At 48.7% G+C, this 25,800-nt stretch carries 26 protein-coding genes; 20 read left to right on the forward strand and 6 right to left on the reverse strand.

Features of this window, described 5'->3' with window-relative positions:
• Nucleotides 1–18: 18 nt before the first annotated feature.
• From ABEW73_RS16085 to ABEW73_RS16135, 11 genes are all read left to right on the forward strand, one after another.
• Nucleotides 19–1,146 carry a CgeB family protein gene (locus tag ABEW73_RS16085; RefSeq protein WP_430169786.1) on the forward strand — a complete coding sequence of 376 codons (1,128 nt, stop codon included), beginning with the start codon at nt 19–21 and terminating at the stop codon, nt 1,144–1,146.
• Between the two features lie 192 nt (nt 1,147–1,338).
• A complete protein-coding gene (locus ABEW73_RS16090; protein WP_430169784.1) occupies nt 1,339–2,259 on the forward strand; it encodes a GT-D fold domain-containing glycosyltransferase in 921 nt (306 codons plus the stop codon).
• Nucleotides 2,256–3,587: a glycosyltransferase family 2 protein gene (locus ABEW73_RS16095; RefSeq protein ID WP_430169782.1), complete on the forward strand. Its 1,332-nt coding sequence runs from the start codon at nt 2,256–2,258 to the stop codon at nt 3,585–3,587. Before ABEW73_RS16090 ends, ABEW73_RS16095 begins: the two co-directional genes overlap by 4 nt.
• Before the next feature lie 22 nt (nt 3,588–3,609).
• Nucleotides 3,610–3,879: a hypothetical protein gene (locus tag ABEW73_RS16100; protein WP_430169780.1), complete on the forward strand. Its 270-nt coding sequence runs from the start codon at nt 3,610–3,612 to the stop codon at nt 3,877–3,879.
• Nucleotide 3,880: 1 nt separating this feature from the next.
• Nucleotides 3,881–5,083 carry a glycosyltransferase gene (locus ABEW73_RS16105; RefSeq protein ID WP_430169779.1) on the forward strand — a complete coding sequence of 401 codons (1,203 nt, stop codon included), beginning with the start codon at nt 3,881–3,883 and terminating at the stop codon, nt 5,081–5,083.
• 22 nt (nt 5,084–5,105) lie between these two features.
• The gene (locus tag ABEW73_RS16110; protein WP_430169777.1) at nt 5,106–6,134 is read left to right on the forward strand and encodes a glycosyltransferase family 1 protein; all 1,029 of its coding nucleotides are present in this window, start codon (nt 5,106–5,108) and stop codon (nt 6,132–6,134) included.
• A gap of 28 nt (nt 6,135–6,162) precedes the next feature.
• Complete coding sequence (locus tag ABEW73_RS16115; protein WP_430169776.1) at nt 6,163–7,296, forward strand: DegT/DnrJ/EryC1/StrS family aminotransferase; 1,134 nt, start codon at nt 6,163–6,165, stop codon at nt 7,294–7,296.
• Nucleotides 7,293–8,468, forward strand: coding sequence for an ATP-grasp domain-containing protein (locus ABEW73_RS16120; RefSeq protein WP_430169774.1), 1,176 nt, complete (start codon nt 7,293–7,295; stop codon nt 8,466–8,468). The genes ABEW73_RS16115 and ABEW73_RS16120 overlap by 4 nt, the downstream gene beginning before the upstream one ends.
• Before the next feature lie 170 nt (nt 8,469–8,638).
• The gene (gene rfbC, locus ABEW73_RS16125; RefSeq protein ID WP_430169772.1) at nt 8,639–9,196 is read left to right on the forward strand and encodes a dTDP-4-dehydrorhamnose 3,5-epimerase; all 558 of its coding nucleotides are present in this window, start codon (nt 8,639–8,641) and stop codon (nt 9,194–9,196) included.
• Between the two features lie 6 nt (nt 9,197–9,202).
• Nucleotides 9,203–10,186, forward strand: a complete 984-nt coding sequence (rfbB, locus tag ABEW73_RS16130) for a dTDP-glucose 4,6-dehydratase (RefSeq protein WP_430169770.1) — start codon at nt 9,203–9,205, stop codon at nt 10,184–10,186.
• A gap of 211 nt (nt 10,187–10,397) precedes the next feature.
• On the forward strand, nt 10,398–11,567 hold the full coding sequence (locus tag ABEW73_RS16135; RefSeq protein ID WP_430169768.1) for a YhcN/YlaJ family sporulation lipoprotein: 1,170 nt from the start codon (nt 10,398–10,400) through the stop codon (nt 11,565–11,567).
• Nucleotides 11,568–11,660: 93 nt separating this feature from the next.
• Here the strand turns inward: ABEW73_RS16135 and nagA are convergent, their stop codons facing one another.
• Genes nagA through ABEW73_RS16150 form a run of 3 tightly spaced genes read right to left on the reverse strand, consistent with a single transcriptional unit; the run spans nt 11,661 to nt 14,452 of the window.
• Nucleotides 11,661–12,848: an N-acetylglucosamine-6-phosphate deacetylase gene (nagA, locus tag ABEW73_RS16140; protein WP_430169766.1), complete on the reverse strand. Its 1,188-nt coding sequence runs from the start codon at nt 12,846–12,848 to the stop codon at nt 11,661–11,663.
• Nucleotides 12,845–13,573: a glucosamine-6-phosphate deaminase gene (gene nagB / locus ABEW73_RS16145; protein ID WP_430169764.1), complete on the reverse strand. Its 729-nt coding sequence runs from the start codon at nt 13,571–13,573 to the stop codon at nt 12,845–12,847. Before nagB ends, nagA begins: the two co-directional genes overlap by 4 nt.
• 3 nt (nt 13,574–13,576) lie before the next feature.
• Nucleotides 13,577–14,452, reverse strand: coding sequence for a MurR/RpiR family transcriptional regulator (locus ABEW73_RS16150; protein WP_076323073.1), 876 nt, complete (start codon nt 14,450–14,452; stop codon nt 13,577–13,579).
• Nucleotides 14,453–14,742: 290 nt separating this feature from the next.
• Here ABEW73_RS16150 and ABEW73_RS16155 point away from each other — a divergent pair, with 290 nt between their 5' ends.
• The 7 genes from ABEW73_RS16155 (at nt 14,743) to ABEW73_RS16185 (ending at nt 21,419) form a co-directional block, all read left to right on the forward strand.
• Nucleotides 14,743–14,967, forward strand: coding sequence for a helix-turn-helix domain-containing protein (locus ABEW73_RS16155; protein ID WP_006208732.1), 225 nt, complete (start codon nt 14,743–14,745; stop codon nt 14,965–14,967).
• Nucleotides 14,968–15,246: 279 nt separating this feature from the next.
• Entirely contained in the window at nt 15,247–15,519 is a 273-nt protein-coding gene (locus ABEW73_RS16160; RefSeq protein WP_430169762.1) for a hypothetical protein, read from the forward strand.
• Nucleotides 15,520–15,554: 35 nt separating this feature from the next.
• Nucleotides 15,555–17,348: a cache domain-containing sensor histidine kinase gene (locus tag ABEW73_RS16165; protein WP_430169760.1), complete on the forward strand. Its 1,794-nt coding sequence runs from the start codon at nt 15,555–15,557 to the stop codon at nt 17,346–17,348.
• Nucleotides 17,323–18,108, forward strand: coding sequence for a response regulator transcription factor (locus ABEW73_RS16170; RefSeq protein ID WP_430169758.1), 786 nt, complete (start codon nt 17,323–17,325; stop codon nt 18,106–18,108). The genes ABEW73_RS16165 and ABEW73_RS16170 overlap by 26 nt, the downstream gene beginning before the upstream one ends.
• Nucleotides 18,109–18,223: 115 nt before the next feature.
• Complete coding sequence (locus tag ABEW73_RS16175) at nt 18,224–19,540, forward strand: extracellular solute-binding protein (RefSeq protein WP_430169757.1); 1,317 nt, start codon at nt 18,224–18,226, stop codon at nt 19,538–19,540.
• A gap of 99 nt (nt 19,541–19,639) precedes the next feature.
• The gene (locus ABEW73_RS16180; RefSeq protein WP_430169755.1) at nt 19,640–20,521 is read left to right on the forward strand and encodes a carbohydrate ABC transporter permease; all 882 of its coding nucleotides are present in this window, start codon (nt 19,640–19,642) and stop codon (nt 20,519–20,521) included.
• Nucleotides 20,522–20,534: 13 nt separating this feature from the next.
• Nucleotides 20,535–21,419, forward strand: a complete 885-nt coding sequence (locus ABEW73_RS16185; protein WP_076323079.1) for a carbohydrate ABC transporter permease — start codon at nt 20,535–20,537, stop codon at nt 21,417–21,419.
• Between the two features lie 120 nt (nt 21,420–21,539).
• Here the strand turns inward: ABEW73_RS16185 and ABEW73_RS16190 are convergent, their stop codons facing one another.
• Genes ABEW73_RS16190 through ABEW73_RS16200 form a run of 3 tightly spaced genes read right to left on the reverse strand, consistent with a single transcriptional unit; the run spans nt 21,540 to nt 23,870 of the window.
• Nucleotides 21,540–22,925, reverse strand: a complete 1,386-nt coding sequence (locus ABEW73_RS16190; RefSeq protein ID WP_430169752.1) for a nucleoside recognition domain-containing protein — start codon at nt 22,923–22,925, stop codon at nt 21,540–21,542.
• Nucleotides 22,876–23,622 (reverse strand): FeoB small GTPase domain-containing protein, encoded by a 747-nt coding sequence (locus ABEW73_RS16195; protein ID WP_430169750.1) that lies wholly within the window; start codon nt 23,620–23,622, stop codon nt 22,876–22,878. The genes ABEW73_RS16190 and ABEW73_RS16195 overlap by 50 nt, the downstream gene beginning before the upstream one ends.
• Nucleotides 23,619–23,870 carry a FeoA family protein gene (locus ABEW73_RS16200; protein ID WP_098742506.1) on the reverse strand — a complete coding sequence of 84 codons (252 nt, stop codon included), beginning with the start codon at nt 23,868–23,870 and terminating at the stop codon, nt 23,619–23,621. Before ABEW73_RS16200 ends, ABEW73_RS16195 begins: the two co-directional genes overlap by 4 nt.
• A 234-nt stretch (nt 23,871–24,104) precedes the next feature.
• Between ABEW73_RS16200 and ABEW73_RS16205 the strand changes: the two genes are divergently transcribed.
• Both ABEW73_RS16205 and ABEW73_RS16210 read left to right on the forward strand, forming a co-directional pair.
• Nucleotides 24,105–25,172 carry a flavin-containing monooxygenase gene (locus tag ABEW73_RS16205; protein WP_430170019.1) on the forward strand — a complete coding sequence of 356 codons (1,068 nt, stop codon included), beginning with the start codon at nt 24,105–24,107 and terminating at the stop codon, nt 25,170–25,172.
• The gene (locus ABEW73_RS16210) at nt 25,153–25,458 is read left to right on the forward strand and encodes an ArsR/SmtB family transcription factor (protein WP_098742508.1); all 306 of its coding nucleotides are present in this window, start codon (nt 25,153–25,155) and stop codon (nt 25,456–25,458) included. The genes ABEW73_RS16205 and ABEW73_RS16210 overlap by 20 nt, the downstream gene beginning before the upstream one ends.
• Nucleotides 25,459–25,800: the final 342 nt, after the last annotated feature.

Below are 25,800 nucleotides of genomic sequence, written 5' to 3' on the forward strand. Positions count from 1 at the left end.
GTCCGGAGGCATGACTGCATGAGAATAATGAATGATCATTTGTTCCTTCAGGGAGAGGAACAATCGGCTCACATGGAAGGATACAGAAACGGTTTTACAGAGGGGCGGAGAGAGGGGTACCGGATTGGTTTTTCCGATGCAGTTATACGATCTTTACCCAAGGAAGAGGAGCCGATCCGGGATCTCCGAATTCTCTATGTCACCACAGGCATTGGCGTTCCGTATCCTGCGCTTGATCAAGCGGTGGCTGATGCTTTAAAGGTACTGGTTCGAAGTCTTTCGGTTGCAAATCCTTCAGATGATATCGTTCTTTTGGCTAAGAAATTTCAGCCGGATCTAGTACTAGCGTTAAACGGAGTTGTTTTGGAAGCTGATACGCTCAAGGAGCTGCGGGATAGCGGATTTAAAACGGCCATTTGGTTTACTGACGACCCGTACTATACGGACTGGACGGTATCGATCGCTCCCCGTTACGATTACATTTTTACGCTTGAATCAAACTGCGTATCTTTTTATCGAGATTTAGGTTGTGAACACGTCTATCATTTGCCTTTTGCAGTTAATCCTAATGTATTTTACCCGAAGCATGTACCCACCTCATATCAAACCGATATCTGTTTTATTGGAACAGCGTATTGGAACAGAGTGGAGTTAATGGATCATCTCGCCCCGATTCTGAAAAATAAAAAAGTGGTTATCTCCGGATGGTGGTGGGACCGGATGCAGCATTACGCCCAGCTGTCTGACAAGATCAAACTCGGAGATTGGATGACGCCAGAGGATACGGCCACCTATTATAATGGTGCCAAAATTGTGATCAACCAGCACCGTTCATCCGATGATGATACGATCAATGCCAACAGTAGAAAAGTACAGGCGCTTTCCGTTAATCCCCGCACTTTTGAAATATCCGGCTGTGGCACACTTCAGTTATCGGATATCCGCCATGATATGAGCCAGTTATATTCCCCTGGATCGGAGATAGAGACCTATGGTTCTTATGGTGAATTGATGGATAAAATCGACTATTATTTGCGTCATGAGGAAGAGAGACAGCGAATTGCGTTGAACGGCTTGATGAGAACAAGAAAGGATCATACCTATCATAAACGTTTGGGTTTGATGCTTCATACTATTTTCCCCTAGTTGTCGGGTCAAAATGGATTGTTATACCCGTTTCCTAATGAATTCTAAAGAATATATTGTGCGTAAGACGGGGTGATTATCATACGACAGCACTTGGAAAAAAAAAGAAAAAGGTTGGTAAAGAGGCGACCTAAGCGGAAGTTAACTCTTCAAAGAACAAAAGTCCATGCACAAAACGAGTGCACCCAAAAATTGCTGGAGCAAGCTGCAGCTTCTTTTAATGAAGGCTTTGATACCGGTTATGACGAAGCCATGATGCGGTCGCAGCATTCCGTACCCGAAACAAAGGTCAAACCAAGCTCGGGAGAGGGGTACGCTAAGGGATACTATGATGGAGGAGAAGGGATTGTGGACTCGATTCTCCCGGAGCTCGAGGTTCTCCCCGAAATTTCGGTTCGCCAGGTTATTGAAGAAGGGATGAAGCAACTGAGTTCTCAGTATTATCGTCTGATGAGCGCGGCGGAAGTTGCGGAAAGGATTAAAGAAGCCTTAGATTCAAGTTCCCCGCTGTCTGTAATCCGATTAGGGGATGGAGAACTGCTTACGCTTGCGCAAGAAATGGTTTTGAACGAGGATGAGGTGCGAAAAGAAGGCCATTTTTTAAGCTATGCCGGTGTTAGTTTACCTGATCTAAAAGCAAGGGATATGCTGGCAGCCTCTGTGAGAAATGCAGATATTGTCGGAATTCCCAAATTAAGATTGTCAAACTTTCAACCTCTGTGCTTTTCCGTGTTTAGAGCTCACGGCATTGATTATCGAAAGTTACAGCTAACGTTATCGACAGTCAACTATGCATTACATTTGGAAGGTTTGTTGCCTGGGATCCTAGCAGGACGTCGAGTTCTCGTTGTGGGCAATTCTGCCCCTGGTCTTTCACGGGTGTTGTTAGATCATGGAATCAAGGTGACTGGCACGGTTGCTCCCGTTGAAGGAATGAACGATATTCCCAGAACAATGGATGAAATTCGAGGTCGTCCATTCGACATCGCACTTGTGGGTGCCGGCATTCCGGCTGTCGTGATTACAGAGCGCATAGCTTCCGAGCTCGGGAAAGTCGCTATGGATTTCGGGCATTTGGCTGATTCCTTGTCCAGTGGAGAATCAACCTTATGAGCCACATTAGCAAACATAAAAGAAACGGTTACAACGACGGAGCTAACAAAGGATTCAATTCCGGCTACAAGGCTGGATACACCCGTGGACGGCATGTGGGAATAACCCAATTCACAAATGTCTTCGAAGGTACAAGTATCATTGTGCCGACCTATAATCAGCTTGACTATTTAAAAGAATGCATTGAAAGTATCCTCCACTATACGGATGCGCCGTATGAACTCATTATTATTGATAATGCATCTGATGACGGTACAGCAGAATTTCTCAAATCCTCCCAAGGACTCCGCTTTCAAATTAATGAAGAAAATTTAGGCTTTGCAGGTGCTGTCAATCAGGGACTTATGATGGCAAAAGGAACAACGTTGATGATCTTAAATAATGATTCCGTAGTAACGACCAACTGGCTCTCGAATTTGCTCAACTGTTTGCAAAGCGACTCACGGTTCGGAATTGTAGGACCGGTGACAAATTATATCAGCGGAGATCAACTGATCCATGTAAGCTACCAAGATATAGCTGAGATGCAGCAATTCTCCAAATCATACAATCAATCTAATGCGAACAGCTGGATCGTGACAGAACGATTGACGGGTTTTTGCATGTTGATGCGGCGAGATGACTTTAACCGGTTGGGTTTTTTTGACGAAGGTTTTGAGATTGGAAACTGTGAAGACGACGATTATGGGCTGCGTGCCCGGCTTCTTGGCATGCAGCTAGTTATAGCAAAGGATACGTTTATCCATCATTACGGCAGCGTCAGTATGAAGACGTTAAATTCCAAATTCGAACAAGTGTATGCAAATAATCTTACGTTCTACTCCAGTAAATGGGGAGATCCCCATGAAATGTTGTTCCTGAAGTGGCAGCAAAACAAGAACAGCGGTATGAAGCTGCGTACCATTGATTTGTATCCGACATGTATCTTCGTGAGAGGCGCCAATTCGAAAACGTATTGGATAGAGAATGGGTTCAGGTATCCGGTTCATGGTGCCAGCGGAATTCAGCCAGTCCGAGTTTCACAGGTTGATCTGCGTTGCTGGCCGCTTGGGGATGGTATTTCTGCGGAGGACGCCATTGGACGTATGAAGACTGTATATTTCTCATCGGATTCATGGGAGCAAGAAGGCAGGCTGATCAAACTTAAGAATGGCAGTGTTTATCAGTACAAGGGGAAGAGACTGCACCGATTCATGAATCGGCTCGCAGTGGCCGCTTGGCACCTTGATTCTTACGAGCTATTGCTAGTGAACGAGCAAGAGGTTCAGAACTATGAGGAGGAAGCTCCGATCATTTCTCCTCCGGTAATTAAGGCAGATAACATTTAATAAAGAGCAAAGGATGAGATGAATGAAAGCACGGAGAAAAAGTGGCGGTGTATCGCTGAGATTGAAAAGAAAAGGTATCCGTGGAAGAGGTTTAAGAGGCAAGGGGATAAATAGAACTTCCGGAGGAAAGAGAAGGAGGGGGCTGGGAAGAATAGCTCCGGTTCAAAATGCAGTCGACTATAACCAATCTTATGATGCGGGGTTTGATAAAGCGTATAACGAAGGATTTAACGTTGGTTATGCGGAGGGTATGGAGGCCGGTCATCAAGAAGCTTATAAAGGAGAAGGATAAGATGGCTTTAAGAAAAAAAACAAGGCCTCGAAAGCGAGTTGGAAAAGGAAAACGCCAACCTGTTCGTCTTAGCGCATATCAAATAGGGAGTATGGATGGTTTTCAGCGAGGAAAAGAGGAAGGTTTTGCACAAGGGCGTGCGGAAGCCCAGAAAAGGTCTCATAACGCTGTGGCCGTTATCGAGTCGGAGCTGCCAAAGATGGATGTTCTCGTTATCGCGGCAGGCATGATACCTTCGCTTGAAATCGGCGTTATTCAGCCCCTTAGCGCACTGAAAAAACAAGAGAATCTGCAATTCGACGTGAAATTGGAAACCGATGTGACCCATGAAATGGTTGCTGCCGCAAACACGATCGTATTTGTTCGTAATGTTGAGCCAGCCGCTTATGCATTACTGGAGATGGCCCATCAGCTGAAAAAAAGGACGGTATATGTTATTGATGATAATTTCTTGGAGATTCAGCCGACGACTTCAGTGGGGGAATATTATAACGATCCGATCCGAAGAGAGACGTTTATTAAGTTTTTGAAAAACACGCAAATCATTAAAGTAGATGCGCCTGATCTCGGCACCTATATTCATGAGCGATACAATAGACATGTCATTTATTTTCCTGCCAGCATTGATTTTGAATGGCTGGATCAGCACGACAGGGGAGATAAGAGTCAGGAGCAAGTTGTCATCGGTTATGCAGGAGGGGACAAAGAGGAAGATTTCGTTCCCGTCATTTCCGCACTGAACAAAATTCTGGATTACTACGGGGGATTTGTGAGACTGGAATTTTTCGGCTACCTGCCGCCTTCACTTGCGGAACATCCAAGCGTTAAGTATGAAGGTGGGGGGATGGAATACAAGGAATTTATGAAGAAATTAAATCAAAGCAACTGGAACATCGGGATTGCGCCGCTTGCCAACAATTCATTTAACAAGGGGAAAACGAATACCAAATTCCGTGAATACGGCGCCTGCGGTATTCCGGGTATATACTCGAAGTCTCCTGTTTATATGCATTGGGTCGAGCAGGGCGAAACAGGCTACCTGGTCGAGCATAACGAGGAGCATTGGTATGAGGGAATCAAGGCCATGATAGAAGATCCAGCGATGCGGCAGCGAATCAAGGAGAATGCGCAAAGGGCAGCCCGGCAGCATTTTGCACTTCAGACATGCATCGATAACTGGAAGAAATTTATATTCAAAACGTAAAATCGGGGGAGAGAGCGGGAACATGGGGAAAAGAGGGGATATAAACGTTCTCATCATCGGATCGGATAAAATCGCTTCCTATAAAATCGGCATTGAGCAGCCGCTTCGCCATCTGCAGAAGATGGGAGTCTGCGAATTTGACGTCAGATCCGATAATGAGATGGACAGATCAAGGCTGGTTGATGCGGATATCGTGCTCTTCTTCCGAACGGTTCAGCCTGAAGCATATAAGTTTCTGGAGATGGCCCGGGAGATGGGAAAAAAAACGGTGTATGTTATCGACGACCATTTTATCGCGATGTCTCCGGGGTCGGATATGGGAAGATACTATCATGATTCCTCACGAAGAAAGACGTATGTTAAATTTCTGAAAAACGCCCAAATCGTAAAGGTAGCTTCCGGTTTTTTTGCCAAACATCTTGATACGCATTTTAGTCCCCAGAAATTAGTCTATTTTCCGGGAAGCGTTGATTTCGCTGCTATCTCCGGGTTGAGAAAGAAACGCAAGGAAGAAGGTAAAGTTGTGATCGGGTATGAAGGCGGAAAAAAACAGGCGGCTTTTGAACCGGTTACCAGTGCATTGATTAAAATCATCGAGAAATATGGGGATAAAATCAAAATGGAGTTCTGCGGGTATGTTCCTGATGAACTCAGAGAGAAGCCACAGGTCTTTGCGGAATCCTACGACGAGAACTATAAAAACTTTCTAAAGCGTCTCTACCGGTCCAACTGGGATATCGGGTTGGCGCCGTTGGAACGAACGCTGCTGCATGATTGCAAAAGCAACAATAAATTCCGTGAGTATTCCGCCTGTAGGATTCCGGGCATTTATACTTCCTCTCCAGCTTACGAAGAATGGGTGACCGGAAACGAAAATGGTCTGATTGTTTCCAGTACTGGTGATGATTGGTATGAAGCTATGGTCCAACTGATAGAGCAACCGGAACTGCGCCAGAGCATTGCAGACCATGCCGAACAAGTAGCATGGGCAAATTTTTCAGTGGAAGCTTGCGCCGAACGATGGCGCTCACAAATTCTAATGTCGGAATAACGAGGGATAAACGAAAGGGGAGGTTCACTTGGACCATAAGCTGATACCTGTTCTTCAACCGAGTATAGGTCAAGAGGAAATTGACGCTGTGTCGGATGTTTTACGGTCCGGATGGCTTGGTCTTGGCCCTAGAACGGAACAGTTTGAGCAAGAATTTGCCAAGTATGTCGGCAGTCGTTTTGCGGTTGCTCTTAACTCCGGTACGGCTGCGCTCCATCTAGCCATGGACATTTTAGGGATTGGGCCCGGTGACGAGGTAATCGTTCCTTCCATCACGTTCATATCCACTGTCCATGCCGTTAGTTATGTGGGAGCAACGCCGGTTTTTGCGGATATTGAACCCGATACGATGAACATATCTCCGGCAGATATCAAGCGGAAGATTACGGATAAAACAAAGGCAATTATCGTTGTTCACATGGGCGGGCATCCCTGCGACATGGATACGATCCATGAGTTGGCGAATTCCAGAGGCATCAAGGTAGTGGAAGATGCTGCGCATGCGTGCGGCGCGGAATATAAAGGCAAAAAGATTGGCTCCATCAGCGATATCACCTGCTTCAGTTTTCACGCCGTCAAAAATTTGACGAGTGGTGAAGGCGGGGCGATCACCTGCAATACAGAGTGGATGAATCGTAAGCTGCGTGAGAAGCGGTGGGTTGGTATCTCCCGGGATACGTGGATACGATCGTCGCATGAAAAGGTGTATGCATGGCAGTATTTCGTTGATAACGTAGGGTATAAATATCATATGAATGATATGCAGGCTGCCATCGGGCTCGTTCAGTTAAAAAAGCTGCACCAATTGAACGGAAGACGAAAGGAAATAGCGGCTCACTACCAATCCGAATTAAATGACTTGGAATGGCTGGAACTTCCTCAGGAACAAATGTATGCTCATAGCTCCTGGCATTTGTTCCAAGTTAAATTCAGCAAAGAAAACTCGAGAGATCGCATGATTGTCCACTTGCAGGAACACAATATCGCGACGGGTGTTCATTACTATCCATGTCACCTGCATCCTAGCTACCTGCATTTAAAAGCCATCGTGCCGCTATCCTCAGAGATCTGGAAAAGAATTCTAACTCTTCCCATTCATCCGAATATCACAGAAGAGGATATGGATCGGATCATAACCCGTATAAGGGAGTTTAAGCCATGAGAAAACTGTTGGTTCTAGGTGCAGGAATCTCTCAGCTTCCATTAATCGAAACTGCGAAAAGAATGGGGTTGTACGTCATTGTTGTGAGCCGCCAAGGAAACTATCCCGGGTTTGCCAAGGCAGACAAGGTTTACTACGAGGATACGACCCATATGGATGAGATTGTCGAAATCGCCCGGCATGAAGGAATTCATGGAATCTGTACAACGGGTACGGACGTGGCCGTCAAGTCGGTTGGCAAAGTCGTGGATGAATTGGGAGTTAGCGGATTGAGTTATGAGTCCGCTCAACTCTCCTCAAATAAATGGAAGATGAAACAGGCCTTTATGAAACATGGCGTAAGAACAGCCCGGTTTCTAAAGGTCACAACTTTAGAGGAAGCTTACAGCGCTTTCGAAGTATTGTCGCCGCCGCTTATCTTTAAGGCAGTGGACGGGGGAGCAAGCAAGGGCATTGTGAAGGTTTCGGATATCGCCCATGTGGAATACGCATTTGAAACCGTGCGCAAGGATACGAAACTGGATTTTTTCATCGTTGAAGAGTTCATTGAAGGAACCGAGTTCGGCGCACAGGCATTCGTCTACGATAACCAAATTCAATTCATCATGCCGCACGGGGATTTCGTCTTTTATGGGGATACCGGTGTTCCCATCGGTCATTATGTCCCATATGAATTGCCCGAAGAAGTGCAGCAAGATCTGTTTTTCCAGTTGAAACAAAGTATCGAAGCGCTGGAATTAAATCATTGCGCAATCAATGCGGATTTTATTTTGAAAGACGGGCATGTGTATGTTCTTGAAATCGGAGGCAGAGCAGGAGCTACATGCTTACCCGAACTGGTATCCACTTTCTATGGATTCGATTACTATGAGCAGATCATCAAGGCTGCTCTTCGTATGAATCCGTCTTTTCCCTCTCATTCTTCACAGCCTTGTGCGTGTGAATTACTGATCTCCGATAAAGATGGGGATATTACTGGACTTGAGAACGGAAATGATCAGCATGAGAATATTATTCAAATATCATTTGATTATCATATAGGCGAGAAGGTAAATAAATTCAGGGTCGGCACAGACCGAATCGGCCAGATCATCGTGAAAGGGGACCGCTTGGAAGAAGTGCTGAGCCTGCTGGAAGAAGTTAAAGAGAAGATAAGAATCGACTTAGGATAGATCTCATATATATCGTATCGAAATCTCGATCTGCAGCGGCGATCGGGATTTTTGCATGGGGGAGCGCATTGCCTATATCCTAATTTGGGATTAGACATATAAATAATTGAGAGAGCGGCAACCGACGTTTTCGGTGAAGCTCTCTCTAATCCATGTACCGGAGGCAGCAGATGAAAATCACGGATACAAAGCTCCAAGGCGTGAAACGGATTGAACCGGCCGTTCACCAAGACCATCGGGGATTTTTTATGGAAAGTTTCAATGATCGAGTTCTTAAAGGATGCGGCATTAACGACCATTTTATTCAGGACAATCACTCGATGTCACGTGAGGCGGGTGTTATTAGAGGACTGCATTACCAACTGTCTCCCGAGGGACAGACGAAATTGATCCGCGTTGTAAGCGGGGCGATCTATGATGTGGTCGTTGATATTCGGTCGGGCTCTCCTACCTATGGACAATGGCAAGGTTTTATCTTATCCGCAGCCAATTGCCTTCAACTTCTCGTTCCCAAAGGATTTGCCCATGGTTTTTGTACCCTTGTTCACGAGACGGAGGTCATATACAAGGTCGATGCCTACTATTCGCCAGAGCATGATCGAGGTATAGCCTGGAACGATCCGGATCTTAATATCGATTGGCCCGTGAACAAACCTGTTCTCTCAAACAAAGATTCAAAGCATCCTCGATTGGCTATGGCAGAAAATAACTATATATACGAGGGGTGAGGTGGCATGAAGATCGTTGTTACAGGCGGTGCGGGATTTATAGGCAGTAACTTTATACGATATATGCTGTCTCAACATCCGCATGACGAATTTATTAATGTGGATAAACTAACGTATGCCGGCAATTCAGAAAATCTGAGCGAAGTGCGGACGAATCCTAAATATCGTTTTGTGAAAGCGGATATCAGAGACCGAGCAGCTTTAGACCCCCTCTTTAAGGAGGGGGTCGATGCGGTAGTAAATTTTGCAGCTGAGTCTCATGTCGATCGAAGCATAGTGCAGCCTGAATTATTTTTCATGACGAATGTGATTGGAACTCAGACGCTCCTCGATTTGTCCAGGCAATATGGTGTCTGCAAGTTTGTTCAGGTTTCTACGGATGAAGTTTACGGAACGCTTGGAGCCAATGGATTATTTACCGAAGAATCACCGCTTCAACCCAACAGTCCTTATTCTGCAAGCAAAGCAGGCGCTGATTTGCTTGTTCGAGCTTATTATGAGACGTTTGGATTACCGATCAATATCACGCGCTGTTCAAATAATTACGGCCCATATCAGTATCCTGAAAAGCTAATACCGCTTATCATTTACAATGCTTTGCATAACAAGCCCCTTCCGGTATATGGCGACGGTTTGAACGTTCGCGATTGGCTGTACGTAGAAGATCATTGCCGGGCAATCGATCTGGTTTTGCGCCGCGGCGTTGATGGAGAAATATATAATATTGGAGGACACAATGAAAGGAATAATTTGCAGGTCATCCGTACGATCTTGACTGAACTGAACAAACCTGAATCATTGATTCAGCACATTGAAGATCGCCTAGGACATGATCGTCGTTATGCGATTAATGCTGATAAGATAAGGAAGGAGCTTGGTTGGACTCCCCAATATAATTATGAAAGCGGCATTCGTGCGACGATCCGATGGTATCAGGACAACATAGCTTGGCTTGAACAAGTGCGAACACCGCTTGAAGAGGGTGATTAACAGGGCTTGCCCTGATTTCGTTTAACTGAATAAACCAGGACATTATAATGGAATGAAACACCGATGCTGAATGCTTTAATCGGCGTTTTTGGTGCATAAAAGGTCTAGTCAGCATTTATCTTCCATGTTAAAACCTTTCAGCATACCGGCTCTGCTGCAAGGTCATCCTATACGATGTTAACACACTCACTATAGAGATGGAGGATGAATCATGATTAAGTCCAAAGCCCTCAACCTGACCGTCTCCACAGCATTGCTGCTTAGTATGGCTGCGGTAGCAGGGTGCGGTAACACTACTGACGGCAAAACGACGCGTACCCAAAGTGTGGACGGTGGCCGTGTCGGTGTGAAATCCGTGCGGAATAATAACCTGCACGTGCGAAGCACGCAACAGCATGACCTGACGAACCTTAAGTACAGCAAAACGTTGTCCAAAAAGGTGTCTGATCTTGGCGTTGGTACAGCACATGTATTTGTGACCAACCACAACGCCTACGTTTCACTGTCCAAGGATGGCGCGCACACCAATAACATTGACGGTCATGTGACGGGTATGAGCACTCCAAACCGTTATACAGACGGCCGGACGACGACAGGCATGAACAGAACAAATGTTAGGAACCGTACGTTCGGAACTTCAAGCACGGGCAGCGTTGGCCTTCTGAACAACATGGCTAGGGGTACAGAACGTGTCGTGGGAAAAACCACACGTGCTGTAGAAAACACAACAGGCCTTGGTCGCACTGCTGATAACCGCGGCTTCGGTGTAAACGGAACGACCACCCATGGCGGATTTGGCGGCAGCAATTATAATACGTTAAACGGAACACGCACGAATGGACTTATGGGTACTAACGGCACACGCACTGATGGACTAATGGGAACACGTACTGATGGACTTACGGGAACACGCACGGATGGACTTACGGGAACACGCACGGATGGACTTATGGGTACCGACGGTATACGAACCAACAGCCTTACAGGAACTAGGGGAACGACTAATAACACTTATATGGGAACAGGCATCAATGGCGTTCCTTATGGAACTTACAACAACATGGGTACGATGAGCACTCGTGAAGAGGTTCCTCAGCATGTTCGTCATGAAGTTACGAACAAGATTCGCAAAACCGCTCCACATATCAGTCAAGTATATGTTTCCACAGATGAGGGATTTTATCAGCATGCCCGTCGTTTTGGAACGGATGGTCATGCGGCGAACACGGTTGGAACGCTTTCGCGCGATTTCGGCACATGGATTAACCGCGTGTTCCCACTTCATGTTAGCGGTCGTGACGGTATGAATGATACCCGCGGCAACCTGATAAAGAATGATACGGATGACGGTTGGTTTGGCGGTAATCGTAACAGCCGGTAAAACCTCTATACAAAAGGAGCTGCTCTTTAGGAATGAAATCATCCTAAAAAGGCAGCTCCTTTGCTTTGCTTGTTATAGGCAATAATCAATAGATTAATGTTTGCGTCGTCCTTGAATCCAAACGCCTTGAAGCTCTAGATCACTTGAAAGGATTAGCACGTCGGCAAGTTTGCCGACTTCAAGAGAACCTGTAAGATCAGCGATGCCGATTTTTGTGGCGGGATTAAGGCTTCCGACGCGGGAAGCCTGTTCAATGCTCAATCCAACCTCTCGGACCAACAGCTGAAAGCCTTTGATCATCGTCAGCGTACTGCCAGCCAGACTGTCTCTGTTGCTCTTGAGCGTAGCGATGCCGTTCTCCACAACGACCGGCAGGTCACCCAGCGTATATTCGCCGTCAGCCATACCGGTAGCGGACATCGCATCGGTAATCAGAATCAGATTTCCGTCTTGCTTCATGCGGGCTAGAATCCGAATGGCAGCGGGGTGAACATGGATACCATCAGCAATAATCTCGCAGCTTAAGCGATCATCACTCAGCATTGCGCCCACCACGCCAGGCTTGCGGTGATGCAATCCTGTCATCGCATTAAACGTATGCACGCCATGGCTAAGACCTGCTTCCACGGCGGCCTCGACTTCCTCGTAGGTGGCATCCGTATGCCCCAGAGCGGCTATGATCCCGTGGTTGTTCAGCCAAGAGATGGCCTCTAGCGCTCCCTCACGCTCTGGTGCCAGCGTCACCTGGCGAACCAGGTCAGGGTAAGTGGATACCCACTCTTCCAACCAATCGATATTAGCATGAACGATATGCTCCGGATTTTGTGCGCCAGGCCATTTTGGACTGATAAAAGGGCCCTCCAGATGTACGCCTACCAGTCTTGTGTAAGGCATGTCTTGTGTACGGTAGTCGTTAACTTCTTGCAATACATGGTCGATGGCTGCCTTAGGGGCCGTCATCGTGGTAGCAAGCATGGCCGTCGTGCCCTGAGAGCTGTGAAACGACGTGATTTTATCCAGGACATCCTTGGTGGCATCCATGAAATCTTCACCGTTACCCCCATGTACGTGGATATCAATAAAACCGGGAATAATGTAGCCATCCGGTTGATTGATCACTTCCGCTGCTGCCTGCTTCAGATCGACAGGGAGTCCGGAAGCATCACCGGCGTATGAAATGACCTCTCCTTGAATGGCCAGCACGCCGTCTTTGCAGATGCCGTTTGGCGTCAGGACTTGACCATACAGCAGTTGGACAGATTCTTTTCGTTCGCCACTCATACCAGAAGTCTCCCTGCGCCTTGATCCAGAAGGACAACCACGTTCGGATGACATTGAAGCAGCGATGCCGGACACTCTGTGGTAATCGGTCCTTGCAATGCGCGGTGAACAGCTTCCGCTTTATCCTCACCGCGGACAAGGAGAAGGATTTGACGTGCTTTCAGGATCGTAGCAACACCCATCGTAATCGCATGGGTTGGCACATCATCCAGGGTAGGGAAGAATCGGGCGTTGGCGTTACGTGTTTTCTCCTGCAGCTCAACCACATGCGTACCCCCGCTTAAGGACTCGCCAGGCTCGTTGAAACCGATATGTCCGTTATGTCCAAGGCCTAGAAGCTGGAGATCAACCGGGCCGAATTCTTCCAGCATTTTATCGTAATTCAAGCATTCTTCTTCCGGATTGGCGGCATTGCCGTTTGGTACATGGGTCCGTTCGATCTGGATGTCCACATGATTGAAGAACTTCTCATTCATGAAGGTGCGGTAGCTCTCCGGATGATTCTCGGGAAGGCCTACATATTCATCCAGATTATAGGTTGTGGTTTGGGCGAAGCTGACCAGGCCTTGACGGTTCATTTCAATCAGCTTGTTATAGAGTCCGACCGGCGTGCTTCCTGTAGCCAGTCCCAGTGTGGCGCGCGGATTCGTATGGAGCAGGCTTGAGATCAGGTTAGCGCCTGTTTGCACAAATTGTTCTTCATCGCGGAATGTGTAAATATTCATTGGTTATTGTCCTCCTCGGCTTTTGCGATAGTTTTGAACATTAAGATATGATTGCTCCAGACGGGGAACATACGTAGAGAAGTCCCGACTGGCCATACCCATGAACAGGATGTCAATAATGTGAAGCTGGGCGATACGCGAAGCCATGTCTCCCCGGCGCATTCCTTCTTCTAATGAGGAGGAATACAGTGTGATGTCTGCCAGAGCGGAGATGGCACTGCTTCGGTACGACGTGATGCTGACCGTGAAGGCGCCGGCGTCTTTGGCACAATTCAACGCATCGATGGTCTCCGGCGTTTCGCCTGAGTATGAAACAGCCACGGCAACATCGCTTGAAGTCAGTGTGGAGGCTGATGTGATCTGCATATGCGAATCTGCAAAAGCCGTGCAGTTTTTTCCGATCCGGATCAGCTTCTGGTAGAAGTCCTGTGCCACAATGGAAGAGGTAGCCACTCCGTACAGATCAATGCGCTTCGCGCGGCATAGGGCATCCACGGCACGCTCCAGCTGTCCCAAATCGAGCAGTTCTGTCGTATCCCGTATCGAAGTCAGATGATTGGATTCAATCGCCTCGACGATGCCGGCAAGCGGGTTGCCGGCAACGATATCCTGGTAGCGCGTATTTCCCGTGCGCGAAGCCATTTCAGCATGAGCGATTTCGGCGGCGAGCTTGAGCTTAAAATCAGGATACCCCTTACACTGAAAGTTCTTACAAAAACGGGTTACAGTGGCAGCGCTGACCTCACACTGCTCTGCAAGATCTTTAATGCCCATATGCACAATCTCGGATGGAGCTGTCAAAATAAACTCTGCGAGTCGTCGTTCCTGACGGGGCAGACTTTCCTTTTCGACAGAAATAATATGCAAGATTGGTGTCATCAAAAGCCTCCTTCAAGGTTCCCGGGTGAGCTTATTGTTGGGCATAACGAATGGGATTCCAGTTTTGAAAATAATTTTTAAAAAAATGAAAAAATAAAGAAAATAATTTTTACACCCCCATCATAGACCAACATGCGGTGGGAAGCAAGGACAAAAATCGCCAATACGGGCTAATCGCCCAAATTGTTCGCCTCTTTCGCACCTTCCCCCCTGGTCTGACATAAGATGAGTTGACTGTATCCCTTACCCTTGTTAGACCACACATACCCGGGCAAGGAGGGGTGACACCATTGAAGGGGACCGACCATAACAGCAAGTTCTTGTTGACCCACCGTGAACGCGAAGTATTTGAATTGCTAGTACAGGATAAAACGACTCGCGATATCGCCGGGCAGTTGTTTATTAGCGAAAAGACGGTGCGTAACCACATCTCCAATGTCATGCAGAAGTTAAACGTCAAGGGCCGTTCGCAAGCTGTCGTTGAGTTGATAAAACTCGGTGAGTTGAAGATCTGACACCATGCCGGTTGCATGAACGAAAGCACAGCGAAAGCCTTCCTTCCCGTAGCAACGGGAGTGAGAAGGCTTTTTTGTGTTTTCATTCCGGGAACCCGGTTGTATTTTGTGATTGGGAATGTGCCCGCACCGCCATTACAAATAGAGATATGTTAAAATGTTCGCAGCTGGTATTAGATGTAGCGACGTCGTTTATACGTGATCATGGGGTGCGAATCTGCTAATCGTTTAGTAGCTATTTTGTACAAATAGCCTTTACATGTCGGAGGTGAAATAAACATGGGATGGATGATCGGGATGATGGCCGGAGTGGTTTTTGTTTTTCTTGTATTTGTAGGGTTCAGGCGCAAGAACAGCAGCAGAAGTGAGCGTAATGTCATTCATTTGAAAACAAAAACGCGAACCCGCAGCGGACAGGATGGACAAGCGTGCAGTAAATGCCGCCGCAAGCGTCAATTAATCTTTTACGCGGATGACGCAGGCGCTGTAAGAGGGCTGTGCTCCGATTGCAAAAGAGAGCTTGAACGGCATCAGGAATTATACCCCCTATAGTGAATAATAGTTCTAATCGAAAGGGAGTGCAGGCCTTGAACAGGTTTGGCAGGCTGAATACACTGCGGAATCAAATTTTCCTTGGATTTATGCTGGTGATGGTTATCGTATTGGCATTGGTCGGGGTGTTTGTATATGATCAGGTTTCGGCCTTGCTGCGCAACAGTGCAGAGAAGCATATTCAGCAGACGGCCGTGCAGGCCACCGGTAAGCTGGATGCGCTGCTTAAGCAGGTGGATACATTGACGGCTCAAGTCTCGACAAACGCGACGGTTCAGCGCTTTCTGGCTCAGGAGACCGCGGGTAAGCCGATTACATTCGGAGAACGGCAGTCCCTTCAACAGGAGGTTCGTAAATATGAAGCCTATGCTACGGGCATTCGGTCGCTGGAATTATATACGAAGGACTATCGGCGGCTGTTTCCGCTGGATGAAGGCAGTCTGACCAGCCGGGTTAGGGGCGATTGGATTGCTGCGGCAGACCAGGGCATGGGGAAGCTGGTATGGTTCGGTCAGGATCCCCGGGATCCGGATGTGGTGGTAGCGGTACGGAGAATCCGGCTGATTGATCATTCCTTTGCCCACGGCGGGTACTTGCTCGTGAAGCTGGAGAAGGACTATTTTGCGCTGGCGGATTCGGCTGGCGGCATGGGCAGCGATTCGCGTGAAACGATGGGACTGTTCGATCAGGCGGGAAATGAAATCTCGTCGGATTTTGTTACCCCGGTGGATTCGAAGGAAGTTTTGCACCGCGAAGGGGAGACGGTTACGCTCGGTCATGAAAATTACATTGCCGTACAGAAACAGTCTGAGGCCACGGGCTGGAACTTGGTCATCTTGACACCTGTCGATTATACGACTGAGGGGATATCGGTGCTGCGAACCGCGATTATCGTATCTGGGGGCGTTGGTGCGCTGCTGTTTCTGATTTTAAGCTTTATTCTGACCACGATGATCATCCGGCCGATTTTGAATCTGATCAAAGCCATGCGAGGCGTGAGGCTGGGGACGCTGAGACCCATTGCTGTCACCTCGAAGACGATGGAGATCAACGAGCTTAACAACTCGTATAACCAGATGGTAGATTCGCTGAACGAATTAATCGAGGTTGTGTACCAGAAGGAGATTATTCAGAGCCGCACAGAACTTAAAGCGCTGCAGGCACAGATCAATCCGCACTTTCTTTTTAACACATTGGAAGCGTTTTACTGGGCGCTGGATGATCAGGGCGAAGAAGAGCTGGCCCAAATCGTGGTTGCGATGTCCGGCTTATTCCGTTACGTCATTAACCGCAAAGACGAGGATGAGTGGGTAACGGTCAGGGACGAGCTGGATCATGCTGAACGGTATTTGATGATTATGAAAATGCGGATGCTGGACCGGTTATCTTGGAAAATCGAGGCGGATGAAGCCAGCAAAAGCGTGCCGATTCCGAAGCTGCTGATTCAGCCGATCGTGGAAAATGCGATCCTGCACGGGGTTGAGCAGCGATTGGGGCCAGGCACCGTCATTGTACGGGCGAATGCCTCCGATCGCTCTGGATTTACGATCATCTCGGTTACCGACGACGGCCCCGGTATGGACGAGGAGACGGTGGCCTCTCTTTATTCCTCCATGGAAAAAGGATACGCGGAATCTTCCAAAAAAAGCGGTGTCGGCATTGCCAATGTAGAACAACGAATCCGGTTGTATTACGCTTCGGGGCGAGCGGGCCTACGTATTCACAGTGTGGTGGGTCAGGGAACGACGGTCTCATTTCAAATTCCGAATAATGTTCAGGCTAACGATGCCGAGGGGGAGAAGCATGAAAACGATACTGATCGTGGATGATGAACCGAGAACGAGGGAAGGAGTAAGAAAGACACTGGAGGCATGGTCGTCGGGCCGATGCAGAATCGTGACGGCTTCAAGCGGCGTAGAGGCGCTGGAGTGGCTGCAGGGCCAGGTGGCTCATCTGGTGGTGACGGACATCCGCATGCCGGAAATCGGGGGACTCGAGCTCATGGAGAGATTGCATGAATTAGATCATCCGCCGGTTATTATTGTCATATCCGGTTATTCGGAATTCGACTATGCACGTAAAGCGCTGCAATACGGCGTCGTGGATTACCTCCTGAAGCCGCTGGATAAGCGGAAGCTGGTAGCTGCGGTCGAATCGGCCCTGGAACGCCGGGAAAAAATAGATCGGATTGAGCGGATGGAGAAGCTGGTGGATCCCAAACTGCTGGAGGCGTCGCAGCAGGATAGGCGCTACAGCATCCAGGTACAGGAAGCGCTGAAGTTCGTGGATCAGCATCTTCAGGAGTCGGTATCGCTTAAGGAAGTGGCAGAAGTGCTTCATCTGAATTCCAGTTATTTCAGCGTATTATTCAAAGAGCAGACGGGGGTCACCTTCAGCGAATATCTGACGCGCCGCAGGGTGCAGCGGGCCAAGGAGCTGCTGGCGGGCACATCGCTGCCTGTCGCGGAAATTGCAGAGAAGGTAGGATACCAAACGGCAAAATATTTTGTGAAGGTGTTCCGTGACCTTGAGGATGTAAGCCCGAGTCAATACCGCCATAGCGTATCCGATAGCGGAGCGGAAATCTAATAAAAGTGGAATTAGTCCCAATCATTATGACCTTATACAATCATCCCCTCACTGATAAAATTTGATTAAAGCGGTTTCAATACGCGAACAGCATACTAGAAAAGGGGTTGTAAACGTGTTCAACAAAAAATGGACGGTTCTGCTTTTAACATTGTGTCTCGCTCTGGTTGCGGCTGGTTGTGGATCGAGCAACAGTACGGGGGATTCAAGCAGCAGCGGCAGCGAAGGCGAGAAAGTTACGGTGAACTTCATGCACTTATGGCCGGCAGGCGTTTCTGCAGGACAGAACAAAATTGTGAATCAGATCATCGAAGAATATCAAAAAGAGAATCCGAACGTGACGATCAAACAGGAAGTGCTGGATAATGAGCAATACAAAAATAAATTGAAAGTGCTTTCCGCGTCGAACGAGCTTCCGGACGTAGGGGTGACCTGGGCAGCCGGATTCCTGAAGCCATATGTAGAAGGCGGCTTGTTTGCACCGGTAGATGATTTGCTGGGTGGTCAGCTTAATGGCAAATTCGTAGCCGGCACGACCGAGGCTTATGCCATTGACGGCAAAACGTATGCGCTTCCACTCGAGTTCAATATCGCGCCGGTATATTACAACAAATCGATATTCGAACAGCTTAACTTGGAAGTGCCGCAAACTTACGAAGAATTCAAGAATGTTGTGAAAACGCTGTCCGAGAACGGGATTGCTCCGATCGCACTTGGCAACAAGGATCGCTGGACCGGTTCGCTCTGGTACATGTACTTGGCAGATCGAATCGGCGGACAAGAAACGCTTGCCAGTGCAATTAGCGGTTCGGGTTCCTTCAAGGATGAGTCGCTTGTAAAGGCAGCCGCCGAGGTTCAATCACTGGTGGATAGCAATGCGTTTGTCAAAGGGTTCAACGGCTTATCCAACGAGGAAGCAAAATCCGAATTTCTGAACGGCAAAGCGGCTATGTACATGATGGGTACCTGGGAACTGCCTAACTTTACGACCAATGAAGAGATTCCGCAAGAATTCCGCGACAGCGTCGGTTTCTTCAAATTCCCGACGGTTGAAGGCGGCAAAGGCGATATTAACAGCTGGGTAGGCGGACCTGGTGTTGGCTTGTTCATCGGCGAGAATTCCAAGGTGAAAGATGAATCCAAGAAGTTTGTTGAGTATTTCGTAACCAAGTGGGGCGAGCAGTCCGTTACAGGTGCCGGTGTCATCCCGGCAACGAAGGTGGATACCTCAACGCTTGAGCTTCCGCAGCTGTACATCGATCTGTTTGATGAAATGAATCAGGCAAGCAGTATCACCTTGTTCGCGGATGTGCAGATGGAGGCGAATGCCGCCGAGACGCATCTGAACATGATCCAGGCGCTCTTCGGCAAAGCCGTGACACCGGACAAATTCTCCGAAGAGCATGATGCAGCGATCTCCAAAGGGAACTAAGACTCTTTAGGACAACAAAGAAACGGGACCCTGGTTTATCCGGCAGTGATGCCGGATAAATCTTTCCTCTAGACCACATGGAGAAAGGAGTCGGACACTTTGGATAAAGTGATGTCCAACAAAAAAATCATCGCGCTGTACGTGCTGCCTGCACTGCTTGTGATTATGGCCGTCGTCTATATTCCAATTCTATTGACCGCTTATTACGGACTGAACGAATGGAACGGCATCGGTGCAATGACCTTTATCGGATTCGATAATTACCAGGCACTGCTCTCGGACGGCAAGTTCTGGGATAGTGCATGGCACTCCCTGCTGTTAGCCGTATTCTCGGCTGCAAGCCTTGTGATCTATCTGGCCGTGGCGATGGTGCTGGCCTCCAAGATCAAAGGCGCCAACCTGTTCCGCAAAATCTATCTCATACCCATGCTGCTGTCCTCCGTTGCGATTGCACAGCTGTGGCTCCGCATTTACCACCCGACAAACGGGATTGTGAACAGCTTCCTGGAGTCCATCGGGATCATGAACCCGCCGGCATGGCTCGCTGAGTCGTCGCTTGTCTTGTTCGCTTTGTTTATTCCGATTCTGTGGCAGTATGCCGGTTTTTATATTTTGATCTATTATGCAGCTCTGAAGAACATCCCGGCATCGCTGGTTGAAGCTGCCAAGATTGACGGGGCAACCTCTCTGCAAATTGCGTTCCGGATCAAGCTTCCACTCATCATGGAAGTGATTAAGGTTACGATCGTGCTGGCGGTGGTAGGTTCCTTGAAATATTTCGACCTCATCTTTGTTATGACGGACGGGGGGCCTAACGGCGCGAGCGAAGTGATGGCATCCTACATGTATCATACGGCTTTCCGCGCTTATGATTTCGGTTACGGCAGCGCGATCGGGTTCTTCCTGCTGGTGATCTGTCTGATTGTAACGTGGGTCATCCGGAAATTAACGGCATCAAAAGAAACGATCCAATATTCATAAGGAGGGAAACTTCATGATATCCGGAGCCACAGGACAGCTCCAAGACGGGCGCGCCCGGTCCGGAAACGGAGTGGGAGGCAAGTTGGGTTACACGCTGCTGTATATCGTGCTGATCGGCGTAGCCGTATTCCAGCTGTTTCCGCTCGTATGGCTGCTGCTGTTCTCATTAAAAAACAATCAGGAGGTATTCGATCTTCCTCCGCTGTCCCTTCCGATGAATCCGCGCTGGGAGAATTACGAGAAGGTATGGAGTGCCGGGAACATCAGCGTTTATTTTCTGAATAGCGTCTGGATCACCGTCGTAGCAACAGCGCTAACGGTCATATTAGGGAGTCTCGTAACCTTTGCGATTACAAGAATGAAGTGGAAGGGCAGTTCCTTTGTCCTCGGCTTGTTCATGGTTGCCATGATGATCCCGGTTCATTCCACCTTGATCCCGCTGTTCAGCATGTTTAACAAGGTCGGTTTGACGGATCACCCGGTTTCTTTGATATTGTCGTACGTGGCATTCAATATGCCGATTACGATTATGATTCTGCTTGGGTTTTATTACACGCTGCCGAAGGAAGTGGAAGAAGCGGCGGTGATGGACGGCTGCTCGGTTCACCGGGTTTTCTTCCGGATTGTGCTTCCGATGACAGGCTCGGTGCTGGCGACAACAGCCATCATTAACATGATCTACAACTGGAACGAGTTTATTTTCGTGAATACGTTCATCAGCTCGGATATGTTCAAGACGCTTACCGTCGGCGTGCAAAACTTTATCGGACAATATACGACCGATTGGGGTGCTATTGGAGCAACGTTGATGATCAGTATTTTGCCAATTCTGTTGATGTTCCTTTTCCTCAGCGATCGTATCGTGGAAGGCATCGCTGCAGGGTCGGTGAAAGGTTAAGTAGAACTCATCCATTTCCGCATAAAAAAATATCGAGCCGCTTTAAGAGACTTCTTAAAGTGGCTCGTTTGTTTTATATACATTTCTATCTGCAGCATGGCTATCAGAAAGAAGAGGTGGTTAAACCCATCCCAATGCCCGGGCCACCTGAGTAACAAGGAAGGTAACGCCAATTGCGATAGCCGTCGGGATGGCAAAGGACAGAAATGTCCACTTCGCACTTTTGGTTTCCTTCCAGATATTGACGAGCGTGGTTCCGCAAGGATAGTGGAGCAGCGAGAACAGCATCATGTTTAACGCGGTCAGCCAGGTCCAGCCTTGATCCAGGAAGATTTGCTTGAGGGCAAACATATCGGTAACCTCGGTCAGGGAGCCAGTAGCCAAATATCCCATCAGCAGGATTGGCAGCACGATTTCATTTGCGGGAAGTCCGATGATGAAGGCCATCAGAATGAAGCCGTCGAGTCCGAGCGCCCGCGCAAACGGATCAAGGAATTCAACGAAATGAACCAGAATGCTGGCATCGCCAATATAGATGTTGGCAAGTACCCAGGTAAGCACGCCTGCAGGCGCCGCTACGATAATGGCTCTGCGCAGGACATAGATGGTTTTATCCAGGGTTGACCGGAGAATCGTATTCAGAATCTTCGGTTTACGGTATGGCGGCAGCTCCAGTGTGTAGTGGGAAGGAATGCCTTTCAAGGCGGTTTTGGATAATCCCCATGATACCGCGAGCGTGACAACGACACCGATCAGCACCATGCCCATAACAACGGAAGCCGTCACGAGCGTCTGGGCTCCCCCCGAAAAACCTGCAGCCATAAACAAGGAGGCCAGCAGGATCAGGGTCGGCCAGCGACCGTTGCAGGGTACGAAGTTGTTGGTCAGAATGGCGAGCATTCGCTCCCGCGGCGACTCGATAATCCGGGTCGACATAATGGCCGCCGCATTGCAGCCGAATCCCATCGCCATGGTAAGGGACTGCTTGCCGTGCGCTCCCGTTTTTTTGAACAGGCGGTCCAAGTTAAAGGCTACCCGAGGCAAGTAGCCATAGTTCTCAAGCAGCGCAAAGGCCGGAAAGAAGATGGCCATGGGAGGCAGCATGACACTGACGACCCAGGAGGTACCCCGGAACAATCCGAGTATCAGCACGCCATAGAGCCAATCGGGAGCATGGAGGGCTTGAAAGGCCATTGTCAGGTATCCTTCGATCCAGCCAAAGAAACTTGCCAGCATGGAAGAAGGCACGTTAGCCCCTGCGATCGTTAAGTAAAAAATAACGCCGAGCATGGCCAGCATGATTGGAAATCCCCACAGCTTGGAGGTGAAGATGCGGTCCAGACGCTCGGAACGGTACAGAAGCTCCCGGTTGGTCACGGTGACGGCGTCACTGCACAGCTCGCGGGATTTTTTGAATAACTCGCCCACGATGTCTTCCCGAACATCCTCTACCTGCTCAGCAGGAATGATGGCTGTTAGAGCTTCCAAGCGTTTTAGCTGTTCCAATTGAAATCCCCCCTTTATCCGAAGCCTTTAATCGGTCTTTCAGCGTCGCAATCAGCTTCCGGTCTCCATCCAGAAAGCGGATGGCCAGCCATCTGGCTGGATATTCATCGCCGAAAATGTCTCGTAATTCGGACTCCAGGCCGGAAATCTGCGATTCCAGTTGTTCGTTATATTTCATCCGGTAAGGCGTAGTCGAAGTCTGCCCTGTGCACATCAGAAGCAGCTGCTCGGACAGGGTATCCAGCCCATCGTTATTTCTGGCCGATATCGGAATGACGGGAACACCGAGTTGATCCGTTAGCTTGCGTGCGTTAATCTTGATTCCTTTTTTCTTCGCTTCATCCATCAGATTGAGGCAGACGATGACCCGGTCAGTCATTTCCAGCACTTGAAGCGCAAGGTTAAGACTTCTTTCCAGCGCCGTAGAATCCAGAACCAGCAGGGTAACGTCCGGTTTCTCAAAAATAATATAATCGCGCGCCACTTCTTCATCGGCCGAGTTGGAGAACAAGGAGTACGTCCCGGGCAGATCGATAAATTGGAAGCGGGTGTCTTTGTATTCGTAATTGCCGCTTGCGAGACTGACCGTTTTGCCGGACCAGTTGCCGGTGTGCTGCTTTAGGCCGGTGAGGGCATTAAAAAGCGTGCTTTTGCCCGTGTTCGGGTTGCCAGCCAGTGCGACCGTAAAAGTTCTCATGATGACATCACCTTACCCCAGATTAACTGACTTTCTTCTTTTCTTAATGCAATGACGGTACCTGCTACTCTATAAGAGGTGGGGTCACCGAGCGGGCTGGCTTTCAGCACTTCGATAACGGAGCCCGGAACGAATCCGAGGTCAAGAAGCCGCCGTTTATGCTCTCCGCGGATATCCACCTGTTCAATCAGAAACCGCTCGCCGAGCGCTGCCTGATGCAAATGCTGCCTATTCTTTGTCTCATCCATAAAGTTTAACCTCTCCCTACTAAATTGGGCCGAGCATATAATGTTTCCTCGAAGCAACTTTATGCCTATAGTATGACTGAATGTGTGTGTTGTCAACTGAATCATCAGATATTTATTCGAGTTTCATGCAACGTTTGACGATGCTATCACCATTTTAGGCTTGAAGTGAGAGCAAGATTCATGTTATATGTATATATGAGCAATTATTCATATAATTGGAGTGATATCTATATGATGTGGGATGTAATCGTTATCGGGGCGGGGCAAGCAGGATTGGCAGCCGGCTATTGGCTGCAGCAGGCGGGGATGAAATTTCTGATGTTGGACCGAGGGACGGAGGCAGGTGATGCATGGAAGACTAGATATGATTCCTTGAAGTTGTTTACGCCGAGGACTCATAGTGCATTGCATGGATTGAGGATAGAGGGGGATCCGGACGGCTTCCCGGATAAAGATGAGATGGCTTCCTATCTGAAATCCTATGCAGCACGGTTTGAGCTGCCCATTCAGTTTGAGACGGATGTGAAGTGTGTCCGCAAGGAAGAAGACCGTTTTATAATCGATACGCCTCAGGGAGAATATCATGCGAAGACACTAATCATCGCTACAGGGCCGTTCCGAGAGCCTCAAATTCCGGCGTTTGCCGCATCGGTTACAGGGGACATTCTCCAACTGCACTCATCCGATTACAGGCGACCTTCCCAGCTTCAGGAGGGCGGCGTTCTTGTCGTTGGCGGCGGGAACAGCGGGGCACAGATCGCGGTCGAACTGTCGGGTGGCCGGGAAACGTATTTGGCCCTCGGACAGCAGCCGCGGTATTTACCCATGACACTTGGGGGAAAGGGCATGTTCTGGTGGTTGGACAAACTCGGCATTTTATCTGCCAGCGGTTCCTCATGGCTGGGACGTAAACTGAAGCGCCGGGGAGACCCGATTTTTGGATATGAATTGAAACAAGCGGTCAAGTGCGGTAAAGTGGTGTTGAAAAAGAGAGCCGTTGATGCCAGCGCTTGCGGAATGCGATTCGAGGATGGAACGGAGCTCAAGGTTCGGAATATCATCTGGGCAACCGGCTTTGTTTCCAGTTATGATTGGCTTTGTGTGGATCAAGCGCTGGATCATAAGAAGGCTGTTATTCATACACGCGGTATCAGTCCGGTGAAGGGGCTCTATTATGTAGGTTTGCCTTGGCAGACGCACCGGGGCTCCGCACTCTTGGCAGGAGTTTCACGGGATGCCCGCGAAATCGTTCAAGCCATTATGGAGAAGAGGGGATTAGTTTATGGAAAAAGAGCACCATGAGCTGCTGCACGAAGACCAGGCCATGGAAGCGTCACGACTGCTGAAGGCCATTTCGGATCCGACGCGGATCCGCATTCTTCATTTGCTCTCGCAAGAAGAATGCCCCGTCGGCCATATTGCCGAGGTGCTTGGCATGAGTCAGTCGGCGGTATCCCACCAGCTTGGCTATTTGCGAAGTTTAAGACTGGTCAAATTCCGCAGGGACGGGAATACCTATTTTTATACGTATGAAGATGATCATGTCATCGGGATCTTGCGGCAAGTGCTGGATCATATCGCTCATTAAGTATGCCTGTTCTTTTCATGCTTGACATTCTGAACGTCCGGCTGTAATGTATTGGAAAATGAATTTCCCGTGAATAACGATCATCAAGGACATGAGGATGCAAGATTCGGCGTGACAGAAAAGAAGCCCCCGGCTGAAAGGCTTCAACCCGCTAGGCTGCGTCCTTCCTACCTTGTAGTTGCCCGCTGTGAACAAGCGGAGCCGGTTCGGTCCGTTACCGCCTGATAAAGCATCTTGCAAGGAGCGTCTTTTGCGTCCCGCAAAGATGGAATCAGGGTGGTACCACGAGCACATTCGTCCCTAGGAGCGAATGTGCTCTTTTTGCGCTCAGGCAGGTTCATT

This window comes from Paenibacillus lautus (genome assembly GCF_050482385.1).
In the GTDB taxonomy this organism is placed as follows: domain Bacteria; phylum Bacillota; class Bacilli; order Paenibacillales; family Paenibacillaceae; genus Paenibacillus_AQ; species Paenibacillus_AQ lautus_B.